A 21,986-nucleotide genomic window follows, 5' to 3' on the forward strand; every position below is an offset into this window, starting at 1 on the left:
GTACCCTGTCCTAAGCCTGATTGCCATGACTATAATACGAGTTTTAGTTTGCTGCCAAAGCAACAATCAAATACAGCAATATTTCTCTTTCACCTATAGCAGTCCTAAATCAGCCGTGAGATAGAGAGGCTTTATGAGAAGGAGTTCCTGCGAAACTCCTTCTCACAGTCCAAATAAGATCGCTATAGATATTTCAGTGTTTCCAGATATTCTCTAGAGCTGGTATTAACAGAAGATTGGCTACCGGAGAACTACGGCAATCTACAGGAATAAGCATTAAGGGGAAATTATACCTCGACTAATTTTCGGTTAAATAAAAATGTCAAGATCGCGTAAAGACACACCAGTTGTTGATTGGCTCAGGTATAAGTAGTAACGGTATTTTCTACAAACTCATAAAGGCTTGATCGGTAAGCCAAAGGCGAGGATGAATTAGGCTCATCCCGGACTTCAGTCTGGAAAATTTTCATCACCCCCAGCATAGAGGCGAACAATGACAATCACACTTTCTGCACTTGGAACCTATTCTTCAACCAATGGTTCTGAGATTTCTGCTTTTGACCCGCTCACTCAGCGAACTTTTGTTGTTTCTGGAACTCAATTTTTAGACATTTTAGATAGCAGTAATCCTACCAATCCCCAATTACTTCGATCGCTCGACACCTCAGCAATTGGAACAGCTAACAGCGTTGCAGTCAGAAATGGCGTTGTGGCTGTGGCATTGGAAAACGCGAATAGGCAAGCTCCTGGAACTGTTGCATTCTACGATGTAGACGGTAACTTCCTGAATGCGGTCACCGTCGGTGCCTTGCCCGATATGCTGACTTTTACCCCGGATGGCAAAAATATCCTGGTTGCCAATGAGGGCGAACCCGACAGTTACAACCAACCCAATTCTGTTGATCCTGAAGGATCAGTCAGCATTATTGATCTTTCTAAAGGAATCTTCGGTCTTTCTCAAGCGGATGTAGTGACAGCGGGTTTCAGCGCTTTTAATGATCAGAAAGCGGCCTTGATTGCCCAGGGTATCCGGATTTTTGGACCCAATGCCACGGTTGCCCAGGATTTAGAGCCGGAATACATTACAGTTTCCAGTGATTCAAAAACCGCCTGGATTACCCTTCAGGAAAATAACGCGATCGCGATTCTCGATATTCCAACCGCGACCATCACCGACTTGAAAGCACTCGGTTTCAAAAACCACAATCAACCAACGGTGTTAGGGCTGGAAACCTACAATTTCGACGATTTACCGACGCTAGGCACAACTACCGCTGGCCAAGAGATTCCACTGGGTGGCTTCTCCGGGTTGCACTTTGAGGGGTATGCAGAAAACGGCAATCTCAAGTTCATTACCCACACCGACCGCGGTCCCAATGGAGAGTCGACCGGTATTAACCGTCCTTTCCTGTTACCTGACTTCGTGCCGGAAATTATTCGGTTTGAGTTGAACCGCGAAACTAGTGAAATCACGATTACCGAACGCATTCAACTACAGTCCGCTCCGGGCGTACCCCTCTCTGGTTTACCCAACACGGCAATCAACTCCAATACCAATACTCCCTACAACGATGAAGTACCCGTCGATTTGGTTGGCAACCTTCTCCATCGTGATCTATTAGGGGCAGATATAGAAGGGATTGTCGTTGCACCGGATAACACCTTCTGGATGGTTGATGAGTACCGTCCTGCCATTTATCACTTTGATGCTGAGGGAGTGTTGATTGATCGCTTCGTCCCGATTGGAACCGCGGCAGCAGCGGGCGAACCTGTCGGAACCTTTGGCACAGAAGTATTACCTGCGGTTTTAGGTCAACGCCGTCAAAATCGAGGATTTGAAGCGGTCGCCTTCCAGGATGGTAAGGTCTATGCCTTTGTTCAAAGCCCCATCCGTAACCCGGAAACGCTTAGTAACGCAACCCTGAATGGCTTACAAAATATTCGGATTGTCGAGTTTGATCCGGTGACCCAGGCAACGCGTCAGTTTATCTATGTTATGGACAATCCACCAACGGTCAGTGCTACGGATACCCGCGCTGACAAAATTGGAGATGCGGTAGCCATCGGCAATGGCGAATTTCTGGTGGTAGAACGAGATGATGACGCGATTGATAGTGATCCATTGGGGCAGATTCAGAAGAAGATCTACCGTTTCAGCTTGCAAGGGGCAACAGAGATTTCCAATCTACCCAACCTGATTAACGGCAAGAGTTTGGATCAGATGACACTGACAGAGTTGGCTGCCGCAGGGGTGACTCCCATTCGCAAAACATTGCACGTGGATCTGGCTACCGCAGGCTACAACACGGTAGAAAAGGTCGAGGGTTTGACCCTGATCGATCGCAACACAATTGCGGTGATTAACGATAACGACTTTACCGTGGCCGGAATTACCATCGATCCAACCACAGGCACGTTCACGCCTGATCCCAATGCAGAAATCCCTGTTCTGGGTTTGATTACACTGCAAAATAATGGGTTGGATGCCAGCGATCGCGATGGTGGCATTAACATCCGCAACTGGCCCGTTTTTGGAATGTACCAACCCGATGCGATCGCCTCCTTCACCGTCAATGGAGAAACTTACCTGATCACGGCTAACGAAGGCGATGCCCGTGATTACACTGGTTTTAGTGAAGAGGTCCGGGTAAGCAGCAATAACTATAGATTGGATCCGACCGTTTTCCCTAATGCAACCGCTCTTAAAAACAACGCTGCCCTAGGACGCCTGACAGTTACAAACACACTGGGCGACATAGATGGCAACGGGCACTTCGAGCAAATCTACGCCTTTGGTGCCCGCTCCTTTTCAATTTGGAATGACCAGGGCGATCTCGTTTATGACAGTGGAGATCTCCTAGAGCAACTTACCGCTTCCCTGATTCCAAACTTGTTTAACTCGGAGGGAACTGCCGACAGTTTTGATAACCGCAGCGACAACAAAGGTCCCGAACCCGAAGGTTTGGTCACAGGCGTCATCAACGGGCGCACCTATGGCTTCATTGGCCTGGAGCGGGTAGGCGGCGTCATGGTCTTTGATGTCTCCAATCCATCTAGCCCAACTTTCGCTCAATACATCAACACACCGGGAGATATCTCCCCAGAAGGGCTGGTCTTCGTTGCTTCTAACCAGAGTCCAACCGGACAACCACTCCTGATTGTGTCCAATGAAATCAGCAAAACCACCACTTACTACGAAATTTCGACTCAAAATTGTCAGGGTTACACGCCTGTCATCAACGGTACAAACGGCAATGACTTGTTGCGCGGCAGAAAAGGAGACGAAATTTTCTACGGACTAGGTGGCAAGGATATCATCATCGCAGGTCGGGGCAACAATAATCTCTATGGGGGCGATGGCAATGATGACCTAGTAGCCAGGGCAGATGACGATATCCTCAACGGTGGGGATGGCAATGATGACATAAAAGCCGGAAATGGCAACAATCTCATCTATGGTGGGAAAGGTCGCGATCGCATCTGGGCTGGTTCTGGCAATGATGTGATCTACGGTGGGGATGACGACGACCTCATCTTTGCTGGCGGTGGCAATAACACCGTGTTTGGCGGCGATGGTGACGACACCATCCATGTCGGTCGGGGCATCAATAGTATTAGTGGGGGTGCTGGCAACGATTCCATCTGGCTCAGCGGGGGACAAGACACTATCCTCCTCAATCAGGGTGACGGGCTTGATACGATCTACAATTTCAAACTTGATAAAACCACCCTTGCCCTGGGAGGTAATCTAACCCTGAGCGATTTGACCCTCACGCGAACCAGGAATGGCATGTTGATTGAAATTGCTGCCACTGGCGACGACCTGGCATTTTTGAAGGGAGTCAAAGTTGATAGCCTTTCGGATATCAACTTCACCATCGTTTGAGATCCATTCAAGTGCCGTGAAAGGTATAGCTATAGCCACCGGGCTTAGTGCAGGGGTTCCACCCCTGCATGGGGCAAAATCCCTACCCCCCCTTGTTCACAAACTATTTGTGAATGCTCAGTAGCCAGGCGCAATTAAATTAAGGATGATTTTGGGGGTGGAGGGGGTGAACCCCCCACTCCACCTCTTTACAATTAATTAATGATGGCCACCTACTTATAGCATCCTAAAAACATATCGAGGAGCGGGAATTCAACGACCAAGACTCAGAAAAGTACTTCTCTGAATCCCAGCACTTAAACTCCAGCTCCTCGATTTTGGAGGATTGTCGCTCGGTTAGGCGTGTTGAATCTAATCAACCGCTTTTGTTACCGTTGGCGATAAGGGACCTTTCTTTCATAGTCGATATTAAGAGCAGAAACCCGTTGTGGTAAATTACCCACTGGGCTAATGCTTTGAGCCATTCCTTTGAAGTTAGCAGGATCACCAGCCTTCGGAGTTTTGTCTTGCGGTCTGTAGCTTTTGACCACTGTCTGCCAGATAATCTGTGGGAAGCCCAGCTTGCCACGGTAGTAGGCATCGTAGCGTGGAGACTTGATGTTGAAGGGCAGTTCACTTGCGCCGGAGGGCAGAACCCGACGACGCTGATAAGGAACAATATTTTCGCCAAAGTTCTCAATATACTCGTCGCTGTTCAGCAGCTCGTCAATAAAGCCTTTGACGCCTTTAGACATCACCACAGCCGACCAGGCAATCTTTTCACGCTGGCTGTAGACATCGCGTCCTAGAATCTTCTGAACGCAATGTTCTACAAAGCGGTAGTTACTATTGAGGTTATAGAAGCTGTTGATAAAGGTTTTGGACAGAGCCAAACCGCGAATGAACTCACGAACTGTAATTTGCCCGTTACGAAGTTGCGATTCTAAAGCAATCTCTCGATCTGCTTTGAAGGCATGGAAGAACATCTGACGATAAGCAGCCTCAATCAGGTCATCCATTTCCGTCCGAGAAAGAATGTTGTCAGTTGAATAGATTTTCGGCTTTTCTTCGTTTGGAACTTCGTAGCCAGCGACCCGGACATTTTTGCTGGAGGGGGCGTACTCTAACAGAGGAATAGCCACGTTTAAAAAACTCCCTTCTTACGAAACTTTACAAATTTCCCTGATCATAAGGGCAAAGCGGACTCGAACTCTCAGCAAACTGATAATTTTTTACACTCCTTAATGATGCACAAACGCTGAATCAGTAAGGTTTTTGTCTATCTGCAATTACACTACAAGTGTGCGTTTCTCAGGAAACTGTTCCACTAGCTGGTTGTAATTACTAGAAAGAGGGTTCTCTCGACCTGCCGGCGAAAGAGCAGTGTAAGCTATAGCTGTCGCCAGATTGCTTAGGACACTGGTTTTAAGGGGGGGGTGTGGGGGCGAAGCCCCAGCCGGGGGTTCCACCCCTGCACTCTGTCCTAAGCCTGGTGGCTATAGTTAGCCTCTCTCGTTCCCAACACAACCCCTAGAATATTTGGATTTTGTTGGGAGATAAGCGAAACTTCATCGCCAAACTCTCAGAAGAGCTAGAACGAGGAAGAAAGAAATGCTAAGAGTCATCGTCAATGAACCTTGCCAAAATCCAGAGTAGGAGATTTGGGATTCGGTTCTCTTTCCAATTAATAATCTGTAATTCTGCCGGGATAGGCTCTATAGCCATGATCGCTTTCGATCAATTACCGCTGAGAAATGAGGGTCTGGCAGTTCCTGTTCTCCTTCTTTCTGGTTCCCCTCGCCAAAATGCTAATGGAGTGAGGGTTGGAGTGTAGGGGGGCCAACTTCGCAAAGTCCATTCAGTAGGCTCGCCTAGGGTTTGCAATCCCAACCCTAAGCAGAGATGGGAAAGCACAACTGCAAAGCTGGGGTGATGGCCGGGGCTGGCAATATGGGCATGGGCATACTCGTGAGCAACGATGCTCAACCAACCTTCTGGGGACACTCGACCTACGTCAATCAGAATAGTGATGGGGTTGGTTGCAATGTTACACAGACCGTCCAGCCCCAGGGACTGGGCCAGGGGAACAGCAAAAATTTGCATGGAACGGCGCTCTTGTGGGTGAAAGCAATCATGGCAGGCGAACAGATACCGTTGGAGTGTTGCATTCACGGTATCAATGTTTTCGCCAATCCAGGTCAGGATAATGGCGCGATCGCGCACCGACTCTAACAGGTTAACCATCCCCGGCTCCAGAGCCAGATCTTGCATCACGTGCAAGTACTCCAGCCCCCGCCGGAAAGCGTTTAGATCAGTAGGCAAATCACCAACCCAGTACGGATTGGAACGGTCTTGAGCGAAGGACATCCTGCGACGGTAGAGAGGAAATATTTGAGGAAGGGTTTAACTGAGTTTCTAAGCCAACTTCAAGCCGGGTTTCTGTACAAAATGATGCAGTACTGAACCCGCCAAAGCGTTTGACCGTGCTGGTCCTCAGTCGCAGGTTGGGGTTGGCAAACCAGAACCGTTCAATCGAACTCATCGTTTCGTACTCGGTGGTGAGCACCAGGCCGCCCTCTTCATCCAGATGGTAAAGCCCTACCACAGGCATCACTTCGGCATAACCTCGTTCGCGCAAAAGCCTGCCCTGGTGGGGATTGTCTTCATCTGGGACGATCGCAAACACCGTGTCCCCCTGATGGTTTTCCTCGCCTTCGTTATCCCACTCCATCGTGCCTTTCCACTGGACGCGGGAACCACCTACCGAAAGGACTGGATCAATCTGGTGAAGTTTACATAGCTCAATAATCTCTGGGTGATCAGCTTCAAGAGACTCCACCACAATCTGAGAATCTCCCCACTCTGATTGCTTGAATGCGAGGTGATGGGTGGTGCGCTGCGATCGCCACCTGCCTGCACTTTGCCGAAAAAACTCCACAACATCCATCAAGGGTATTAACTCCTTTTCCAGGGAAACCGTTCTAATTTTCTCAAAGATATTTCATAACGATATTTCATCAAGTCTAATTCTTCTACCGCATTTCTGAGAAACCCTCTTCCTTTAAGGGCAACAGGTTACGGGCACCAGGCACTTCTTTCCCCCTGGCTCCCTCCGGATGCCGCGTTCTTTTGTCACCTTTCACTCGTTACCTGCCACCTATTGCCTGTCGCCTGTTACCTGCTATGGCTAAGCTTTTTGCTCTACACCAAACCCAACTAAAACCACTTCATTCATGGGTTGACCTGATTCAGGACGACGATAGGTAACAATCTTGCGGATACGCAGGGTGGGATTGACGAGGGTGATGGAATCGACGGCGACTACACGGGTATAGGTAGTGGTCATGAGGAGTTCACTTTGAATAGGGTCAAAGCGAAATTTTGCCACCATGGGTTTGGCTTCTTCGTAGGCGCGATCGCGCAAATAATCTCCCATCAGCACTCCATTCTCCTGGTGATGGGTGACAAACAGCATATTCAATGCCTGGGAAACTTCTTCGCCCTTTTCGGAAACCGTATCAAAGGCCAGGTGAAACCCAGGGAGCTGATCCAGGTCAGACTGCGCTGGATATTCATTGTCTGACAGAACCTTGGCTTTAATTTCTGAAGCAACCGGATTAATCACAAACTGGGTGCGCGATCGCTCCACCTCTTGCTGAGTCAGGTAGTGGTAGGTGCGTTCGGTTGTCCAATTCCCGACGCAATACTCAAAAAACTGATGAAACTGTTGCACAGAGTCCATAAGCTCAACCACTTATCTACCAAAACTTATCTACCAAAAGATTTCTCTTTCAAGGATGCTGTCTTTCTACTGGACGCCAGCCACCATTAAAAATAACTGATGGCTAACCCTGGCTGGCTAACAGCACCCCACCATAAACCACAGTAGAACGGCTTGCCAGAATTGTCAGAGACCCGGCCCTAATTCTTTAGGTTCAATAAAAAAGTATAAATACTCACTAAATTGACTGGGTAGTCTAGGGACAATTTGAGGGATCTGCAAACTGTGGTACAAAGGCTCTGGATTCCCCTACCCAGGAGGGTACGCTTACAGCAAAAGCTTGATGCCTGCTTCAGGCCGATGGAGCAGTAGCCATAGGGGTCAGGACAATATTTGCCTGCTTCTCAATTTGCCTGCTTCTCAAGGATGAGTTAGGATGAAGAAATGTAAAGAGATGTGGCAAAATATGGGCGATCGCTTGACTTAATGCCTATCTTGTGAAAAACACTCTGTGAGGTCTGATTTTATGATGTTTCCTGCTCAAGCTCCCCAGTTATCGCAAGAGTTTTTGGTGGAAGGTTTTTTTCGGCAATCAGAAGGTAACTGGCGGTCTGAGCGGCGCTATTACACTCTGAAAGATGGACAGGCTCAAGAGGTGGTCAGCTTTCTGACGGTTCAGTTTTTAGAGCGTGGCAGCGATGAACTCACTGAGCTAGCACAGATGCATGGGTTAACCAATGGTGGAATCCTGGTCTGTGGAGCAAAGACAACATGGGAGAGTAATTACTCCGGCCCAGCATTTAAGCAGGTAACGGGTTCAACGGTGTTTGGGGTATCGGGAACTACTTTGTATCGCGATCGTGGATTTGCTACATCAAAGCCTGTCACTGCTCAGTTTTATCTTTCCGATCCCAAAACTATGCGGTTGAGAACGGAATATAGTGGCTCCGTGTTCGAGGAAGAAATTAAACTGGTTGGGTCTAATTACCGTACACGCCAAACTATAATTTCACGAGCCAATGAAGAGCAGATGATTGGCCAGTATCTAGAACGGCGTCTGTTTGAAGAATTACCAGAAATTTTAGCTTAATTGATCGATCAGTCTAATTCAGCCCTTTTCCAAATCTATCCCTTAGAAGAGAGCGGTTAGAGCGAGATTCTTATATCCGGAATGAGCAACCGCTCCTTTACACTATTGGAAAATCCTGTTGAAAAATTTCTTAACCTTCTTTACAAACCGACCTGGATATAGAAGCCAGGAATCAGAAGCCAGGAGCCAGAAACTAGAAGAGGAAAGGAGTGGGAGGGTGGATGGGTAGATGATTAGATGGGTAAAAAGCGTCAGCAATACTTTAGAAAGAAGCTTGGAAAGCACCGTCTGCTTTATCTGCTTTCTCTTAGAAATCGCTATAGGCTTGTAAGTACCTGGGTTCTGACGTTTTGTCCAAAAATTACTGCGCTGTAGTAATTGATCCAAAATTGAGTCAGTTAGAAGAGGATTTACGCTTCTTAACAGAAGTTAGTTGAGTAAGAAATGAGTTTAGATCCCGAGAACGCTTATCTAATAGGGATTTCCGGGGCTTTTTCATTTGTTGTTTTTTGCGACGAAACACGAACTTCTAATAATTCGTAACAAACATGGTTGCCAGAAGTATTGTATAAACAACTTGAAGGGTTGAAGCGTAAGACCCAGAGGGAAAAACGCCGTAAAAACGGGCTTTTCAGTTCCTCAGACAAGTATGAAGTTTTCTCATAATTCTATCCAGAGGCACTGCGTTACATACGCTGGCTAATGGTTGGTGGGGGAAAACTAATATGCAAGTCCTGGTGTTGCGTAACCCTTTTCAGATTGCCTTGGCGGTCTGACACGAAATTTAAACTGATTTCCTCAGTTTTGAAACAAACCTTACTCAATCGAGCAAATTAGGAGATTGAATCAATGCTAGACGCGTTTACTAAGGTCGTTTCCCAGGCTGATACGCGTGGTGAGTACGTTAGCAATGCTCAAATCGATGCTCTGTCCGCCATGGTTAAAGATGGCCTCAAGCGTATCGATGCCGTTAACCGGATCACCGGTAATGCTTCTGGGATCGTTGCTAGCGCCGCTCGTGCACTGTTTGCTGAGCAGCCTCAGCTGATCGCTCCCGGTGGCAATGCTTATACCAATCGCCGCATGGCTGCTTGCTTGCGTGATATGGAAATCATTCTGCGCTATATTACCTACGCCATCTTTACTGGCGATGCTAGCGTTCTGGATGATCGCTGCCTGAATGGTCTCCGCGAGACCTACCTGGCTCTGGGTGTTCCTGGCGCGTCTGTTGCCGCAGGTATTGCCAAGATGAAGGATGCCGCGATTGCGATCGCTAACGATCCCAATGGCATCACCAAAGGCGACTGTAGTGCTCTGATGGCTGAAATTGCTGGCTACTTTGATCGTGCTGCTGCGGCTGTTGCCTAAGCATCTATTTAGTCAGGAGTCAGAGGTCAGAAGTCAATCTGAGTGACAAATGACTTGCGACAAATGACAAAAGTCTGATTCATCCAAAACTTTGCAAAAGCATTAGGGAGATACAAAACCGATGAAGACCCCATTGACTGAAGCAGTTGCAGCTGCAGATTCTCAAGGCCGTTTTCTGAGCACCTCCGAGCTTCAGGTAGCTTTTGGTCGTTTGCGTCAAGCTGGTCCTAGCCTGGAAGCTGCTAAGCAGTTGGCTAGCAAGGCAAATCAACTGGCTGAAGGTGCTGCTAACGCTGTGTACCAAAAGTTCCCCTACACCACCCAGATGCAAGGCAACAACTATGCTTCTACCGCTACTGGTAAAGCTAAGTGTGTGCGTGATATCGGCTACTATCTGCGGATGATCACTTACTGCCTGATTGCTGGTGGTACTGGCCCCATGGATGAGTACCTGATTGCTGGTCTGGCTGAGATCAACAGCACCTTCGAGTTGTCTCCCAGCTGGTACATTGAAGCTCTCAAGTACATCAAAGCTAACCACGGTCTGAGCGGCGACGCTGCAACCGAGGCTAACTGCTACATCGACTACGCAATCAACGCTCTGAGCTAAGAGTGTGAGTTTTGCCCGGAAAGGTAAGCAGCTCTGGCAGTTTCAGCTGGCAGTTGTTACCTTCCCGGGCAAGTTTTATGGCACCAAACTTAACATTTCCTGGAAATAAAGTGTTGATTTTAGTAGCGAAAGCGGGGGAAAGCAGATATGGCTGGTTTGAAAGAAGCAGGGAGATTAGGGATCAGACCATTTGAAGAAGCAGAACCTGTTGAATTGCGCCCAAACTGGACTGAAGATGACGTGCAGGCAGTGATTTGGGCCGCCTACCGGCAGGTTTTGGGCAATGAACATGTGATGCAGAGTGAGCGATTAGTCAGCGTTGAGTCGCTGCTGCGCCAGGGCAAGATCACCGTTCGGGATTTTGTGCGCGCGATCGCTCAATCCGAGCTTTATCGGAAGAAGTTTTTCTATCCCAATTTCCAAACACGCTTTATTGAACTGAATTACAAGCATCTGTTGGGACGCGCTCCCTACGACGAGTCTGAGATCGCCTACCACGTTGATCTCTACACTTCGCAGGGGTATGAAGCGGAGATCAACTCTTACATCGACTCGGTGGAATATCAACAGAGCTTCGGTGAGAATATTGTTCCCTACTACCGGGATTTCATCACTACGGGAGTTGGTCAAAGAACAGTTGGGTTTAGCCGGATGTTCCAGCTCTATCGCGGTTATGCCAATAGCGATCGCGCTCAGGGCAAAAAGCAGGGCCGCCTGACCTGGGAAGTAGCCAGAAATCTGGCAACTCCAATTACCGTTCCTTCGACAGGCGCTTTGGCGGGAGCAACGGGTGGAGATCGAGGAGATGTTTATCGCCTCAGAGTACTCCAGGCTGCGTCTCCCAGTTCAACGGTTGTCCGTCGCACCACCACCGAAATTCTTGTTTCCTACGGCCAACTGTCGAGCAAGCTGCAGCAGCTGAATCGCGCAGGCAGTAAGGTCATTAGTGTAACGCCCGTATAGGGCAAGTTTTGGAGGCGTTGCTGAAAAGCCTGTGAATCAAAACGAAATTTCGAGCATATATAGCGTTCACAAATAGTTTGTGAACAAGGGGGGCAAAGCCTCCACGCAGGGGTTCTATCCCTGCACCCCGTTCAAACTCCGAGAAGGAGCGCTATAGAATCTATTTCACATCCAAATTCAGCAAGGCCATCAGGAGTAATGGGCAATAAGGGATGGGTAGGAGTTACCTCTTACTGATTTCGATTGCCTATTGTTCCCTATTCACCACTGATCATTATCTTACGACCATCGATTACGATAAGGAGAATTCGCGTGCCAATTACAGCAGCAGCCTCTCGCTTAGGAACATCCGCATTTGATGAAACCGCTCCCGTTGAACTGCGCCCCCAGGCAACGCCAGAAGAAATTGAAGCCGTGATTCGTGCCGTTTACCGTCAGGTGTTGGGGAATGACTACCTAATGGCATCTGAACGTCTGGTTGGCGCTGAGTCCCTCCTGCGGAATCGGCAAATTACCGTGCAGGAATTTGTCCGTCAGGTTGCCAAATCGGAACTGTACAAGCAAAAGGTTTTCTATAACTGCTTCCAAACCCGTGTTATCGAGCTGAACTGCAAACACCTGCTCGGTCGCGCCCCTTACGATGAGTCCGAGGTAATCTATCACCTGGATCTCTACGAAAACAAGGGCTACGATGCTGACATCGACTCCTACATCGATTCACCAGAGTACCAGCAGTACTTTGGTGAAAATATCGTGCCCTACTACCGCGATCTCGTCACCACTGGCGTTGGTCAGAGAACTGTTGGGTTTACCCGCATGTTCCAGCTTTACCGGGGTTATGCGAATAGCGATCGCTCGCAACTATCTGGGAAATCGTCCCGTTTGGCCCAAGACTTGGCTCGCAATAAAGCGTCAGCAGTAGTTTCTCCCTCAGGTAACACAAGCAATGGTTTTGCTTACCTGCCTGCCCTCAAAGGAGAGGCTTCCTACAGTGCATTTGGTGGATCAGCCGCCTACGGTTCTGGTCGTCTTTTCCGGGTAGAAGTAGCTGGTATTGCGGGTCCTGGCTATCCCAAGGTACGTCGGGTGAACAAGTCCGTGATCATTCCTTATGAAGAATTGACGCCCCATATGCAGCGCGTTCTGCGTCAGGGCGGCAAAATCGCCAGCATCACTCCACTCTAGTCTTGTACTCTAAAGATCAGAATTGGGAAAGTTGATTCCTGAATTCTGATGTTTGACTACAAAACGCTGAGTTTTAACATTATTTGTTGGAGCAAAACCTATGTTGGGTCAAGTACTAACTGGAAGAAGCGGTTCCCCATCCAATGGTCGCTACTTTCAATACGAAGTGACTGGACTACGCCAGAGCGGTGAAACCGATGCCAATGGTTATCCCATCCGTTCCAGCGCCAGTACCTTTATCACGGTTCCCTATAGCCGGATGAATGAGGAGATGCAACGGATCACCCGCATGGGCGGCAAAATCAAGAGTATCAAAGCGCTCTAGTTGTCGTTCTGACGGTTGATTTGAGACTCATGGGAGAGTCCCATTCTGATGCAAAAGAGTCCTCACGGCTGGCGGAAGAATCTGTCAGCCGTGAGGCTCTAACTGTTGAACAGGCGATCGCCAATCTCCAGGGTTCTGATTTAGGTTTGCGGGTTTACGCGGCCTGGTGGCTGGGTCGATTTCGGGTCAATGAACCAGCGGCAGTGGATGCCCTGATTGCAGCCCTGGATGATGAGGCCGATCGCACTGAAGCGGGTGGCTATCCTTTACGGCGTAATGCTGCCAGAGCACTGGGAAAGCTGGGCGATCGGCGGGCAGTTCCGGCCCTAATTGGTTCATTAAATTGCTCTGACTACTATGTACGGGAAGCCGCTGCTCAGTCGCTGGAATTACTGGGCGATTCAGCATCTATTTCTGCATTGACCCATCTTTTAGCAACAGGGGTGGAGGGAGGGCAGTTAGTTCCTCACCAACCTGATCTTTCCCAACCCTACGACGCCCTTTTAGAAGCGTTGGGCACTTTACAGGCAATCGAGTCGATCCCGGTGATCAAGCCGTTTTTGGAGCATCCAACCGAGCGGATCCAGTATGCGGCCGCTCGTGCAATGTACCAGCTAACTCATGAACCCATTTATGGAGAACGGTTAGTGCAGGCATTGTCGGGTGCAACTCTACAATTGCGACGGGCCGCCCTGGCCGATTTGGGCGCAATCGGATATTTGCCAGCCGCGGATGCGATCGCCCGTACCTATGCTGAAAACAGTCTTAAACTCATTTCCCTCAAAGGCTTGCTAGAACACGAAATTAAGCAAACACCATCCAACTCATTCTCTCAAGACGCCATTCAAGTAATGAATTTGATGGATAGCCTTTTGTAAGAGGGCGAGGGTCGAGAAGTGATGAGTGAGAAGTAGATGGATGGATGAGTGATGGAGTGATGGAGTAGAGAAACCTTACCCTATCACCCTGTTTCCCTATCACTCCTTACTTTTCACCCCTCATTTATAGCGGTAGTTATTGTGGTTAGAACGGGGTGCAGGGGTTCCACCCCTGGCTGGGGGCCAAGCCCCCACTCCCTCTCTAATTCCAATGTCCTAACGCACCTGCGTAGAGCTATAACTAACAACGAGCAATGAACAACGAACAACGAACCTTCACCCCTCTCCCTTCCCAATGTCCAATTCTCTCCTTGCGCAACAATTGATTCAGGCAGTGGAAGCGGCTGATTCTCCTGCAAAACTGCTTAAGGCTGTACAGGATCTGGCTGCCGCTCGTTTAGAAGAAGGACTACCGACCCTGATTGCTGCTCTGGGTTACAACAATCCTGGGGTTGCTGTTGCTGCAGTGGATGGACTCATCCAGATGGGGGATGTTGCAGTTCAACCGTTGCTAGATTTACTGGACGGCTATAACTATAGTGCAAGAGCATGGGCCATTCGAGCCCTTGCCGGGATTGGGCATCCACGGGCATTAGATACACTGCTCGAAGCAGCAAAGAACGATTTTGCCTTGAGTGTACGCCGGGCAGCAGCCAGAGGGTTAGGTAATTTGCGCTGGCATGAATTACCAATAGAACAGGTTCCACCTGCTCAGCTCCAGGTATTGGATGTGTTACGGGTGGTTGCTCAAGATCCAGAATGGGTGGTGCGTTATGCTGCGGTGGTAGCATTACAAGGGTTAGCAAGGGCCATGACTCTGACGCAACCCAATTCCATTGCCCCGATTTTGGAGCAGCTTCAGCAGGTAGCCAATCACGATGGAGATTTAACCGTCCGTACGCGGGCTCGATTTGCTCAGCAGGCGTTGCGTGAGGGGGAGCAGGAAAATTCAGAATTCCTATCTGTGCAAGAAACTCATCGTTCCTGATTCGTTTCCCGTTCCATAAATTTTTCCAATGCCCTGAACCAAAACGCCATTTCATCCGTCTAAGCTATTTAAGCAATTGATTTTCTACGGAGTAAATGGTGATGACCCTGAAGGAGATTTATCAATTCTTCCAAAATCCTCCCGTTTGGTATCTGAACCAGGAGCAGGCAACCTGTTTTGTGCTAAATACACTTCTGCAGGAAGATTCCTATGGAACCGAATTGGTTCAACTGGTTGAGCGCAATTATCCACCCTACCGCTTATCGGATACCATTCTCTACGGTGCTCTCAAATTTCTCTTAAAGGAGGGCCTGATCCGGGGTTATTCCAAAAAGGTGGATGGACGCGGACGCCCGCGGCAGATGTATCAGATTTTTCCTGAAAAGAAGGCAAAGGCAGAAGAGCTGGCTCATCTCTGGCAGGAGTACGTGAATCGGAATGGGACGGCGATCGCGTAGGGGCTTCTCCAGATCTTCTCGATTTTTCTCTACCTTGGAAAAGCCCCCAATCTTGCGTTATTGAAGAGGCATTGAAATGTCTAACAGCGATAGAAGATCCATCATTCGTGAACTGCGTCATCAGCTTTACTACTCCAATCCCGGACCAGAGCGGGAAGCGATCCGGCGAAAGCTAGATTTCTGGCTGTATTACTCCAATCAGACCCGATGGAGTTAACGAGTTCCCGCTTGTATAGCAATACTCCTATAGATCAGGACGGGGTGCAGGGGTGGAACCCCTGGCTGGGGACGCAGCCCCCACTCCCTCTCTAATTCCAATGTCCTAACGCACTCGCGTAAAGCTATATTGGATGCGTTTTGCAAGGAGCCAGAAGGGGAAAGGAGTGGGAGGGTAGGTGAGTGGATGGGTAAAGAGTTTTCACCTCATACCTCACACCGCTCTAATGACTACAACTGGCAAACAACAACTAAACAACTGACCATCCCCCTATCACTCATCCACCCATCTCAACTATTCCCTTTTCTCCTCACTGTCAGAGACAGCAACTTTAAAGATTTTTGCGAGAGTAGCCAACCCGGTGGAGACGTGTAGCAGTTCCTCTTCGGTCAGAGGATGCAGCAGGGTGGCGACCTTTTCTTGAGTCATTAGCCGAATGTCCTTTAAGTAAGCGGAACCGGACTCGGTTAATGTCAGCATGACTTGACGGCGCATTTGGGGATGCTCAACCCGATAAATGAAGTTGCGCTGCACTAACCGTTCAGTCATGGCAGAGGCCGTGGCGCGAGTCACACCCAGATGTTCTGACATGTCTGATAGAGATGCGCGAGGATAGCGATTTAAATAGGCCAGCACCCGAAATTGCGGTACGGACAGCAAGGATGCACTTTGTCCCCGCATTTCTGCACGAATGAACTGCATGATGATGGGAACTGTTTCCATCAACTCTGTCGCACACAAAGCGGGGGTTATCACCTGGGAAAGATGCTCCATGCTGCTGCGATCGCTATGATTTCATCTCCATCCCTAACTGTATCCTCCAAAGGCATTGCTGACTTCAGGGATGAATTTAGAGTTGGATGAATTGAAACCAAGAGGTCCTGCGAAACTCCTTCTCCCATCTCCATCAGCAGTGTTATCCGGGTTCGCCAGATTCAGTTATAGCAATAGCCATCAGGCTTAGAACCTTGGCTTTAAGGGGGTGTGGAAGCTGCGCCCCCAGTCACAGGCTCCACCTCTGCACCCTGTCCTGAGCTTGGTGGCTACGGCTATAAAAGGCAATAACCGGCAATGCGAGAAAATTATTGAATTAGTGCTGAAAAGATGCATCCCTCGTCATCCGTATTCCCGGTCACGAAACATTCGCTACATCTCTGCCTTAAGAAGGATTTAGGCCCTATCATTCAGACGGTGCTTCTTATATTACTGGAAGTCGGGGGATCCTTCAGGGCAATAGTCCAGAAATCAATAGAGAAGTGGAGATCCCCAACTTCTGGGTTTAACGTCCTCAGTGTGTTAAATCTAAGGAAATGCCTGATCCACTCTGCACGGAATCTGACTGACGAATCATCACTACTTCAGAACCTCGACCCATAAGTGAACAATCATTTGCCCCTACAGGCAGTGTCATCTGAACGAATTGCGGTTCTTCACCTTTTACTCCTTATCCCCTCACCCATCCACCCATTTCCCCTTACCTAACCAACAGCGCCCCTATGTCCGACAACGCCCCTTCTCCCCGTAAAGGCAGCACAACTGAACATACGCTTTCCCTTCCTGATCGCCAGATTCACTACACGGCTACGGCGGAGTGGCAAATTCTCTACGAACGAGAAAAACCTGCGGCGGAGATGTTTCATGTGGCGTATTTAGCCAAAGAACGGGAAGCTTCTTCCCGACCGCTAACCTTTGTTTTCAATGGAGGACCTGGAGCCGCTTCTGCTTATTTGCACATGGGAGCCTTAGGGCCTAAGCGGATCTATTTTGGTCAAAATGGCACGTTGCCTAAACCTCCAGTACGGGTAGTCGATAACCTTGAAAGCTGGCTCAGTTTTACCGATCTGGTCTTTATTGATCCGGTGGGTACGGGCTTCAGTCGCAGTCTTACCGACGACAAGAAATCTCAGGATAAATCCGACGAGAAAGCCAACCCGGACGAAAAAGACAAACCCAGGGAAGTCGAATTCTGGGAAGTAGAACGGGACCTGAAATCGTTGGGAGAGTTTATTCAGCGATTTCTTTCGCGGCACAACCGCTGGTTATCTCCTATTTTTATTGCGGGGGAAAGCTATGGAGGTTTTCGCGTTGCCAAACTAGCCCGCAAGCTTCAGCAGGAGTTTGGTGTGGGCCTTTCGGGGGCGATATTAATTTCTCCAGCCTTAGAGTTCAGTTTGCTGGATGGCAGCGACTACAACCTGACCTCCTGGGCCACCCTGGTTCCTTCCTTTGCTGCCGCTGCCGCCCATCACAATCGCGCCCGCTGGGCAGGAGAACCGAATAATTTTCAAGCCCACCTGACCGCAGCGGAACAATTTGCCCGCAAAACCTTGATTCCCCTTTTAGCGATGGGAGACGCAGTCACGCCTGATGAACGTCAAACGGCCTACCAACAGTTGGCGGATTTGATTGGTTTGCCCCTGTCGCTGGTTGAAAAGCAGGCCGGACGGGTTAGGATTGAAATCTTTGCCAGGGAACTCCTGCGTGATCAACAAAAAATTGTGGGCCTGTATGACGCATCAATTACAGCGATCGACCCCTTCCCCGATCGCCAGATCTACGAAGGCATTGACCCTACCCTGGATGGGCTGGATCGACTCTTTACCGGAGCGATCAACAGCCATCTGCGAGATACCTTGAAGGTGGAAACTGACCTGACGTACCACCTCCTCAACCTGGAAACGTTTAAAGCCTGGAAGTTTGACCTGAAGGGGGAACTGCGGATGGGCTTTATTGGCGCGGTGGATGATTTGCGGGTAGGGATGACGCTAAACCCTTACATGCAGGTATATATCACCCACGGCTTTTTTGATCTGGTCACGCCCTACTTTGCCTCCAACCATCTAGCTGATCTGATGAAGTTGAATCCTGAGATTCGCCCCAACCTGACATTAAAGCATTTCCGCGGTGGGCACATGTTCTACACCTGGGATGATTCCCGTCAACAGTGGTTAGCCGAAATTAGAACGCTTTATCAGAAAGCGATCGCTTAGATCGATTTGCATGACAACGCCAGGCAGAAGAGGCTAAATGGCAATCAGCCCAGTCTGACGCAGAATGAAGACCAGAATCGAATTGATAATGCTAAGGGCGATCGCACCCAAAATGGCGCTACCAATTCCCCAACGCAGCCGAAAACCTTCAATCAGCCAGGCAGTGAGGCCAAAAACAATAATGCTTCCAAGCAGGGGAATCAACCCCAGGCTAAATAACCAGATGATTCCTCTAAACGCATCAGGGAATAACCCCCATATCCCGTTTAATGCACCAATAATTCCACCTGCAATCAGGGCAATCCAGGGATTATCAACCTCAACGCCTGTAGGTAGTTTTGAAACGATTAACAAGCTAATGGCGAGAACAACGACGGAAATCAGAAAAGGAACCATTGGGCAAACTCCTCAAGTAGATGGTATAGCAGAAAACAGTGTTACTAAAAAGAGGGAAAATTTGAAACGAAAGTTTCAAATATCTAGTGTTGCAAACACTATATTTTGCAACATGAGGGATTTGGAGCTCCGCCCCCAAGCAGGGGTAGAACCCCTGCACCCCCAACAAAACTTTCGTTTTGCTGTACCAGCATCTTTTCGGCCCGAGGATATGAACTGCCTGGGGGCAGGGGTTAAGGGCAAAACATCTGGATATCTGGGTTTACGCCTGCATTCTATTGCAATAGCTGAGCATACACTTAAAAGAAAAGAGAAAAATAAGAAATTCAGGGTAACTGGTAAGCCCGTGTTAATGGATGGCGTTTTTGTTATGTAGCTCTACGCAGGTGCGTTAGGACATTGGAATTAGAGAGGGAGTGGGGGCTTCGCCCCCAGCCAGGGGTTCCACCCCTGCACCCCGTCCTAACCATAATGACTGCCGCTATATCAATATAAACACGAAAAGCATTCAGGTCTTCTCGGTGAGTCAAGACATATTGACGTAATTCATCAAGGTTCATCGCCTCATAGTTTGCGGCGTTGCTGAATTTGGGTATGAAATAGATGCTGTATGCTCGAAACTTCGTTTCGATTCATACTGCTTTTCAGCAATGCTTAGTTTACTAATGTCATGGCTCGTATCCTCCTGCCGGCTTAATCTCAAAGTCAAAACTATCTCCAGCAAGCACGTATAGATGCCCAGTACGTTCGTCTATTCTGACAAGCTCAACAGTTTTGTATTGCCAGCCAGGGTAGATCACATTTGTCAGCCGATAACAACTTTTTCTCTTCACCCCAGCACTTTATCCATTAATAAAACCGTTTCAATATTATCGCTGTCAGGCTCAGTCTGGAGTGTTTCATCCTCTAGCAGGCTATTGATGAAACTGGCGACGGGGACAGTGAGCAGCAGGCCAGGAAATCCAAATAATTTTGTTCCTAGCAATAGGGTGATGATCACCCAGATTGGTTTGAGCTCTGTAAAGCCACTTAGAATACGCGGTGCAGTTGCTTGATCAATCACCTGGTCCAATAATTGTGGAAATTGCCAGAACCGTGAGAGCTAAGCTCGGAGATTGGGCAGCTAACAGCAGGCAAACCAGGATATAGCCAAGCGCATCCCCAAACGGAATCAGGGTCATAATGCCCACTGTTGATCCCAAAAGTAAGCTATAGGGTACTTTTAAGACAAAAAATACGATTGAGAGCACTATGCCCATGATTAGACCTAATGTCGCCTGACCAATGAAATAGCTGCGAAAATCGTTTTGCAGCGATCGCCGAATCTGTTCACGATGATTCAGTGGCAACCACTGAAAGAGAGCATTCCAGACATGTTTTCCATCAATGAGTAGGTAAAACGTCAGCACAATGGTCAGCAGTAGGGAAGAAATTCCACCCACCACATTCAACATTAGCAGAATAGTTCTATCTCCCAACCCTTTTATCCAGTCAGGCAGTTGCTCCGTTGATTGTTGAATCAATTCTTTTAGATTAAGGGGTAGTCGATATCCGCCAGCTTCTTTTTATTGTTCTATCTTCAGGTATGACTGATTCTATGCCTCATTGATAAGAAGATCTACTCGAATATGATCGCCTTCGGTATGTCTGAACACACTTAAACTTTACCTTTACTGTTGTTGTATCTAACTTTAGGAGAGTGGGTAGGTGGAGGGGTGGGAGAGTGGATGAGTCACCTATCTACCCCTAAGCGATCGTCACATCCGGCGACAGGTAAACATCCTGAATGGCGTGAAATAATTTGACTCCTTCTTCAAAGGGCCGCTGGAAGGTTTTGCGCCCAGAGATGAGTCCACATCCTCCGGCACGTTTGTTAATCACAGCAGTCCGGATGGCTTCGGCAAAGTCATTCTTACCCGCAGCCCCACCAGAGTTAATTAAACCTGCCCGTCCGGCATAGCAGTTCAATACTTGGTAGCGGGTCAGGTCAATTGGGTGGTCGCTGGTTAGCTCAGAATAAATTCGTTTATCCGTTTTGCCATAGCTTTGTCCGGTGGCCTGGGCGATCGCACCGTAACCATTGTTCACTTCCGGCAGCTTTTGTTTAATGATATCGGCTTCGATTGTGACCCCCAGGTGATTGGCCTGTCCGGTCAGATCTGCTGCCAGGTGATAGTCTCTGTCCTGTTTGAATGCGCTATTGCGCAGATAGCACCACAGAATCGTCACCATTCCCAGTTCATGGGCCCGTTCAAACGCCTGGCTAATTTCCTGAATTTGCCGGGTCGATTCTGGCGAACCAAAGTAAATGGTGGCACCGATCGCCACTGCACCCAGATTCCATGCCTGCTCTACCGAAGCAAACAGAACCTGATCAAACTGGTTGGGAAAGGTCAGGAGTTCGTTGTGGTTAATCTTGACAATAAACGGAATTTTATGGGCGTATTTACGAGAAACACTACCCAGCACGCCCAGGGTGGTCGCAACAGCGTTACAGCCCCCCTCGATCGCCAGTTTAATGATGTTTTCTCCATCAAAATAAATGGGATTGGGGGCAAAGGATGCTGCTGCCGAATGTTCAATTCCCTGGTCAACTGGCAGAATCGAAAGATAGCCAGTGTTCGCCAGTCGCCCGTGGGAGTAAAGCTGTTGCAGATTGCGCAATACTTGTGGGTTGCGATCGCTCTGCACAAACACGCGATCAATAAAATCCGGTCCCGGCAGATGGAGTAAATCTTTAGAAACCTTTGCTTTGTAGTTCAGCAAATAGTCGGCTTCATCACCCAGCCAGGATTCAATCGATTCAGGAGCCGTCAGTGTAGCGGTCATAGTCCTTCTTCCCTCGCCGCGAAATGGGAAATGTGATCTGAGAAACAGTCGGCCTCACGGGTGGATACCGCCAGATTCCTACCCTCATCTTAACCCGCCTCAA

24 protein-coding genes are annotated in these 21,986 nt (G+C 48.7%); 13 read left to right on the forward strand and 11 right to left on the reverse strand.

All coding sequences use genetic code 11. The features are described 5' to 3' along the window. Positions 1-493: 493 nt before the first annotated feature. A complete protein-coding gene (locus P4D80_RS21835; RefSeq protein WP_421656156.1) occupies positions 494-3,886 on the forward strand; it encodes a choice-of-anchor I family protein in 3,393 nt (1,130 codons plus the stop codon). A gap of 368 nt (positions 3,887-4,254) precedes the next feature. Here P4D80_RS21835 and P4D80_RS21840 read toward each other — a convergent pair whose 3' ends face one another. From P4D80_RS21840 to P4D80_RS21855, 4 genes are all read right to left on the reverse strand, one after another. Next, positions 4,255-5,007: a phycobilisome rod-core linker polypeptide gene (locus P4D80_RS21840; RefSeq protein ID WP_421656157.1), complete on the reverse strand. Its 753-nt coding sequence runs from the start codon at positions 5,005-5,007 to the stop codon at positions 4,255-4,257. Positions 5,008-5,602: 595 nt separating this feature from the next. Next, the gene (locus P4D80_RS21845; protein WP_421656158.1) at positions 5,603-6,187 is read right to left on the reverse strand and encodes a hypothetical protein; all 585 of its coding nucleotides are present in this window, start codon (positions 6,185-6,187) and stop codon (positions 5,603-5,605) included. 1 nt (position 6,188) lies between these two features. Beyond that, on the reverse strand, positions 6,189-6,812 hold the full coding sequence (locus tag P4D80_RS21850; RefSeq protein WP_421659581.1) for a phycobiliprotein lyase: 624 nt from the start codon (positions 6,810-6,812) through the stop codon (positions 6,189-6,191). A gap of 240 nt (positions 6,813-7,052) precedes the next feature. Next, entirely contained in the window at positions 7,053-7,607 is a 555-nt protein-coding gene (locus P4D80_RS21855; protein WP_421656159.1) for a phycobiliprotein lyase, read from the reverse strand. 505 nt (positions 7,608-8,112) lie between these two features. Here P4D80_RS21855 and P4D80_RS21860 point away from each other — a divergent pair. The 10 genes from P4D80_RS21860 (at position 8,113) to P4D80_RS21905 (ending at position 15,668) form a co-directional block, all read left to right on the forward strand. Continuing rightward, positions 8,113-8,676 (forward strand): phycobiliprotein lyase, encoded by a 564-nt coding sequence (locus P4D80_RS21860; protein ID WP_421656160.1) that lies wholly within the window; start codon positions 8,113-8,115, stop codon positions 8,674-8,676. An 849-nt stretch (positions 8,677-9,525) separates the two neighbouring features. After that, positions 9,526-10,044, forward strand: a complete 519-nt coding sequence (locus P4D80_RS21865; RefSeq protein ID WP_421656161.1) for a phycocyanin subunit beta — start codon at positions 9,526-9,528, stop codon at positions 10,042-10,044. Positions 10,045-10,165: 121 nt separating this feature from the next. Continuing rightward, positions 10,166-10,654, forward strand: coding sequence for a phycocyanin subunit alpha (gene cpcA / locus P4D80_RS21870; RefSeq protein ID WP_421656162.1), 489 nt, complete (start codon positions 10,166-10,168; stop codon positions 10,652-10,654). 147 nt (positions 10,655-10,801) lie between these two features. Continuing rightward, on the forward strand, positions 10,802-11,617 hold the full coding sequence (locus P4D80_RS21875) for a phycobilisome rod-core linker polypeptide (protein WP_421656163.1): 816 nt from the start codon (positions 10,802-10,804) through the stop codon (positions 11,615-11,617). A 312-nt stretch (positions 11,618-11,929) separates the two neighbouring features. Beyond that, on the forward strand, positions 11,930-12,802 hold the full coding sequence (locus tag P4D80_RS21880) for a phycobilisome rod-core linker polypeptide (protein ID WP_421656164.1): 873 nt from the start codon (positions 11,930-11,932) through the stop codon (positions 12,800-12,802). A 100-nt stretch (positions 12,803-12,902) separates the two neighbouring features. After that, the gene (locus P4D80_RS21885; RefSeq protein WP_421656165.1) at positions 12,903-13,127 is read left to right on the forward strand and encodes a phycobilisome linker polypeptide; all 225 of its coding nucleotides are present in this window, start codon (positions 12,903-12,905) and stop codon (positions 13,125-13,127) included. Positions 13,128-13,156: 29 nt separating this feature from the next. After that, positions 13,157-14,005: a HEAT repeat domain-containing protein gene (locus P4D80_RS21890; RefSeq protein WP_421656166.1), complete on the forward strand. Its 849-nt coding sequence runs from the start codon at positions 13,157-13,159 to the stop codon at positions 14,003-14,005. A gap of 295 nt (positions 14,006-14,300) precedes the next feature. Then, positions 14,301-14,993 (forward strand): HEAT repeat domain-containing protein, encoded by a 693-nt coding sequence (locus P4D80_RS21895; RefSeq protein ID WP_421656167.1) that lies wholly within the window; start codon positions 14,301-14,303, stop codon positions 14,991-14,993. A gap of 101 nt (positions 14,994-15,094) precedes the next feature. Further along, positions 15,095-15,451, forward strand: a complete 357-nt coding sequence (locus P4D80_RS21900; RefSeq protein WP_421656168.1) for a PadR family transcriptional regulator — start codon at positions 15,095-15,097, stop codon at positions 15,449-15,451. Between the two features lie 76 nt (positions 15,452-15,527). Further along, complete coding sequence (locus tag P4D80_RS21905) at positions 15,528-15,668, forward strand: hypothetical protein (protein WP_421656169.1); 141 nt, start codon at positions 15,528-15,530, stop codon at positions 15,666-15,668. Positions 15,669-15,962: 294 nt separating this feature from the next. Here the strand turns inward: P4D80_RS21905 and P4D80_RS21910 are convergent, their stop codons facing one another. Continuing rightward, positions 15,963-16,442: a MarR family transcriptional regulator gene (locus P4D80_RS21910; protein ID WP_421656170.1), complete on the reverse strand. Its 480-nt coding sequence runs from the start codon at positions 16,440-16,442 to the stop codon at positions 15,963-15,965. Between the two features lie 722 nt (positions 16,443-17,164). Here P4D80_RS21910 and P4D80_RS21915 point away from each other — a divergent pair. Further along, a complete protein-coding gene (locus P4D80_RS21915) occupies positions 17,165-18,658 on the forward strand; it encodes a S10 family peptidase (RefSeq protein WP_421656171.1) in 1,494 nt (497 codons plus the stop codon). A 33-nt stretch (positions 18,659-18,691) separates the two neighbouring features. Here P4D80_RS21915 and P4D80_RS21920 read toward each other — a convergent pair whose 3' ends face one another. Beyond that, on the reverse strand, positions 18,692-19,054 hold the full coding sequence (locus tag P4D80_RS21920; protein WP_421656172.1) for a phage holin family protein: 363 nt from the start codon (positions 19,052-19,054) through the stop codon (positions 18,692-18,694). Between P4D80_RS21920 and P4D80_RS21925 the strand changes: the two genes are divergently transcribed. Further along, complete coding sequence (locus tag P4D80_RS21925; RefSeq protein WP_421656173.1) at positions 19,017-19,430, forward strand: hypothetical protein; 414 nt, start codon at positions 19,017-19,019, stop codon at positions 19,428-19,430. The two genes, P4D80_RS21920 and P4D80_RS21925, sit on opposite strands and share 38 nt — an antisense overlap. Here P4D80_RS21925 and P4D80_RS21930 read toward each other — a convergent pair. From P4D80_RS21930 to P4D80_RS21950, 5 genes are all read right to left on the reverse strand, one after another. Continuing rightward, on the reverse strand, positions 19,423-19,686 hold the full coding sequence (locus P4D80_RS21930) for a DUF6887 family protein (RefSeq protein ID WP_421659582.1): 264 nt from the start codon (positions 19,684-19,686) through the stop codon (positions 19,423-19,425). The two genes, P4D80_RS21925 and P4D80_RS21930, sit on opposite strands and share 8 nt — an antisense overlap. A 36-nt stretch (positions 19,687-19,722) precedes the next feature. After that, positions 19,723-19,887: a DUF6888 family protein gene (locus tag P4D80_RS21935; protein WP_421656174.1), complete on the reverse strand. Its 165-nt coding sequence runs from the start codon at positions 19,885-19,887 to the stop codon at positions 19,723-19,725. Next, positions 19,884-20,117 carry an AI-2E family transporter gene (locus P4D80_RS21940; protein WP_421656175.1) on the reverse strand — a complete coding sequence of 78 codons (234 nt, stop codon included), beginning with the start codon at positions 20,115-20,117 and terminating at the stop codon, positions 19,884-19,886. The genes P4D80_RS21935 and P4D80_RS21940 overlap by 4 nt, the downstream gene beginning before the upstream one ends. Then, the gene (locus P4D80_RS21945) at positions 20,110-20,577 is read right to left on the reverse strand and encodes an AI-2E family transporter (protein ID WP_421656176.1); all 468 of its coding nucleotides are present in this window, start codon (positions 20,575-20,577) and stop codon (positions 20,110-20,112) included. The genes P4D80_RS21940 and P4D80_RS21945 overlap by 8 nt, the downstream gene beginning before the upstream one ends. A gap of 223 nt (positions 20,578-20,800) precedes the next feature. Further along, positions 20,801-21,883, reverse strand: a complete 1,083-nt coding sequence (locus P4D80_RS21950; protein WP_421656177.1) for a class I fructose-bisphosphate aldolase — start codon at positions 21,881-21,883, stop codon at positions 20,801-20,803. Positions 21,884-21,986: the final 103 nt, after the last annotated feature.

It is taken from the genome of Leptothermofonsia sp. ETS-13 (assembly GCF_049200465.1).
GTDB lineage: Bacteria > Cyanobacteriota > Cyanobacteriia > Leptolyngbyales > Leptolyngbyaceae > Leptothermofonsia.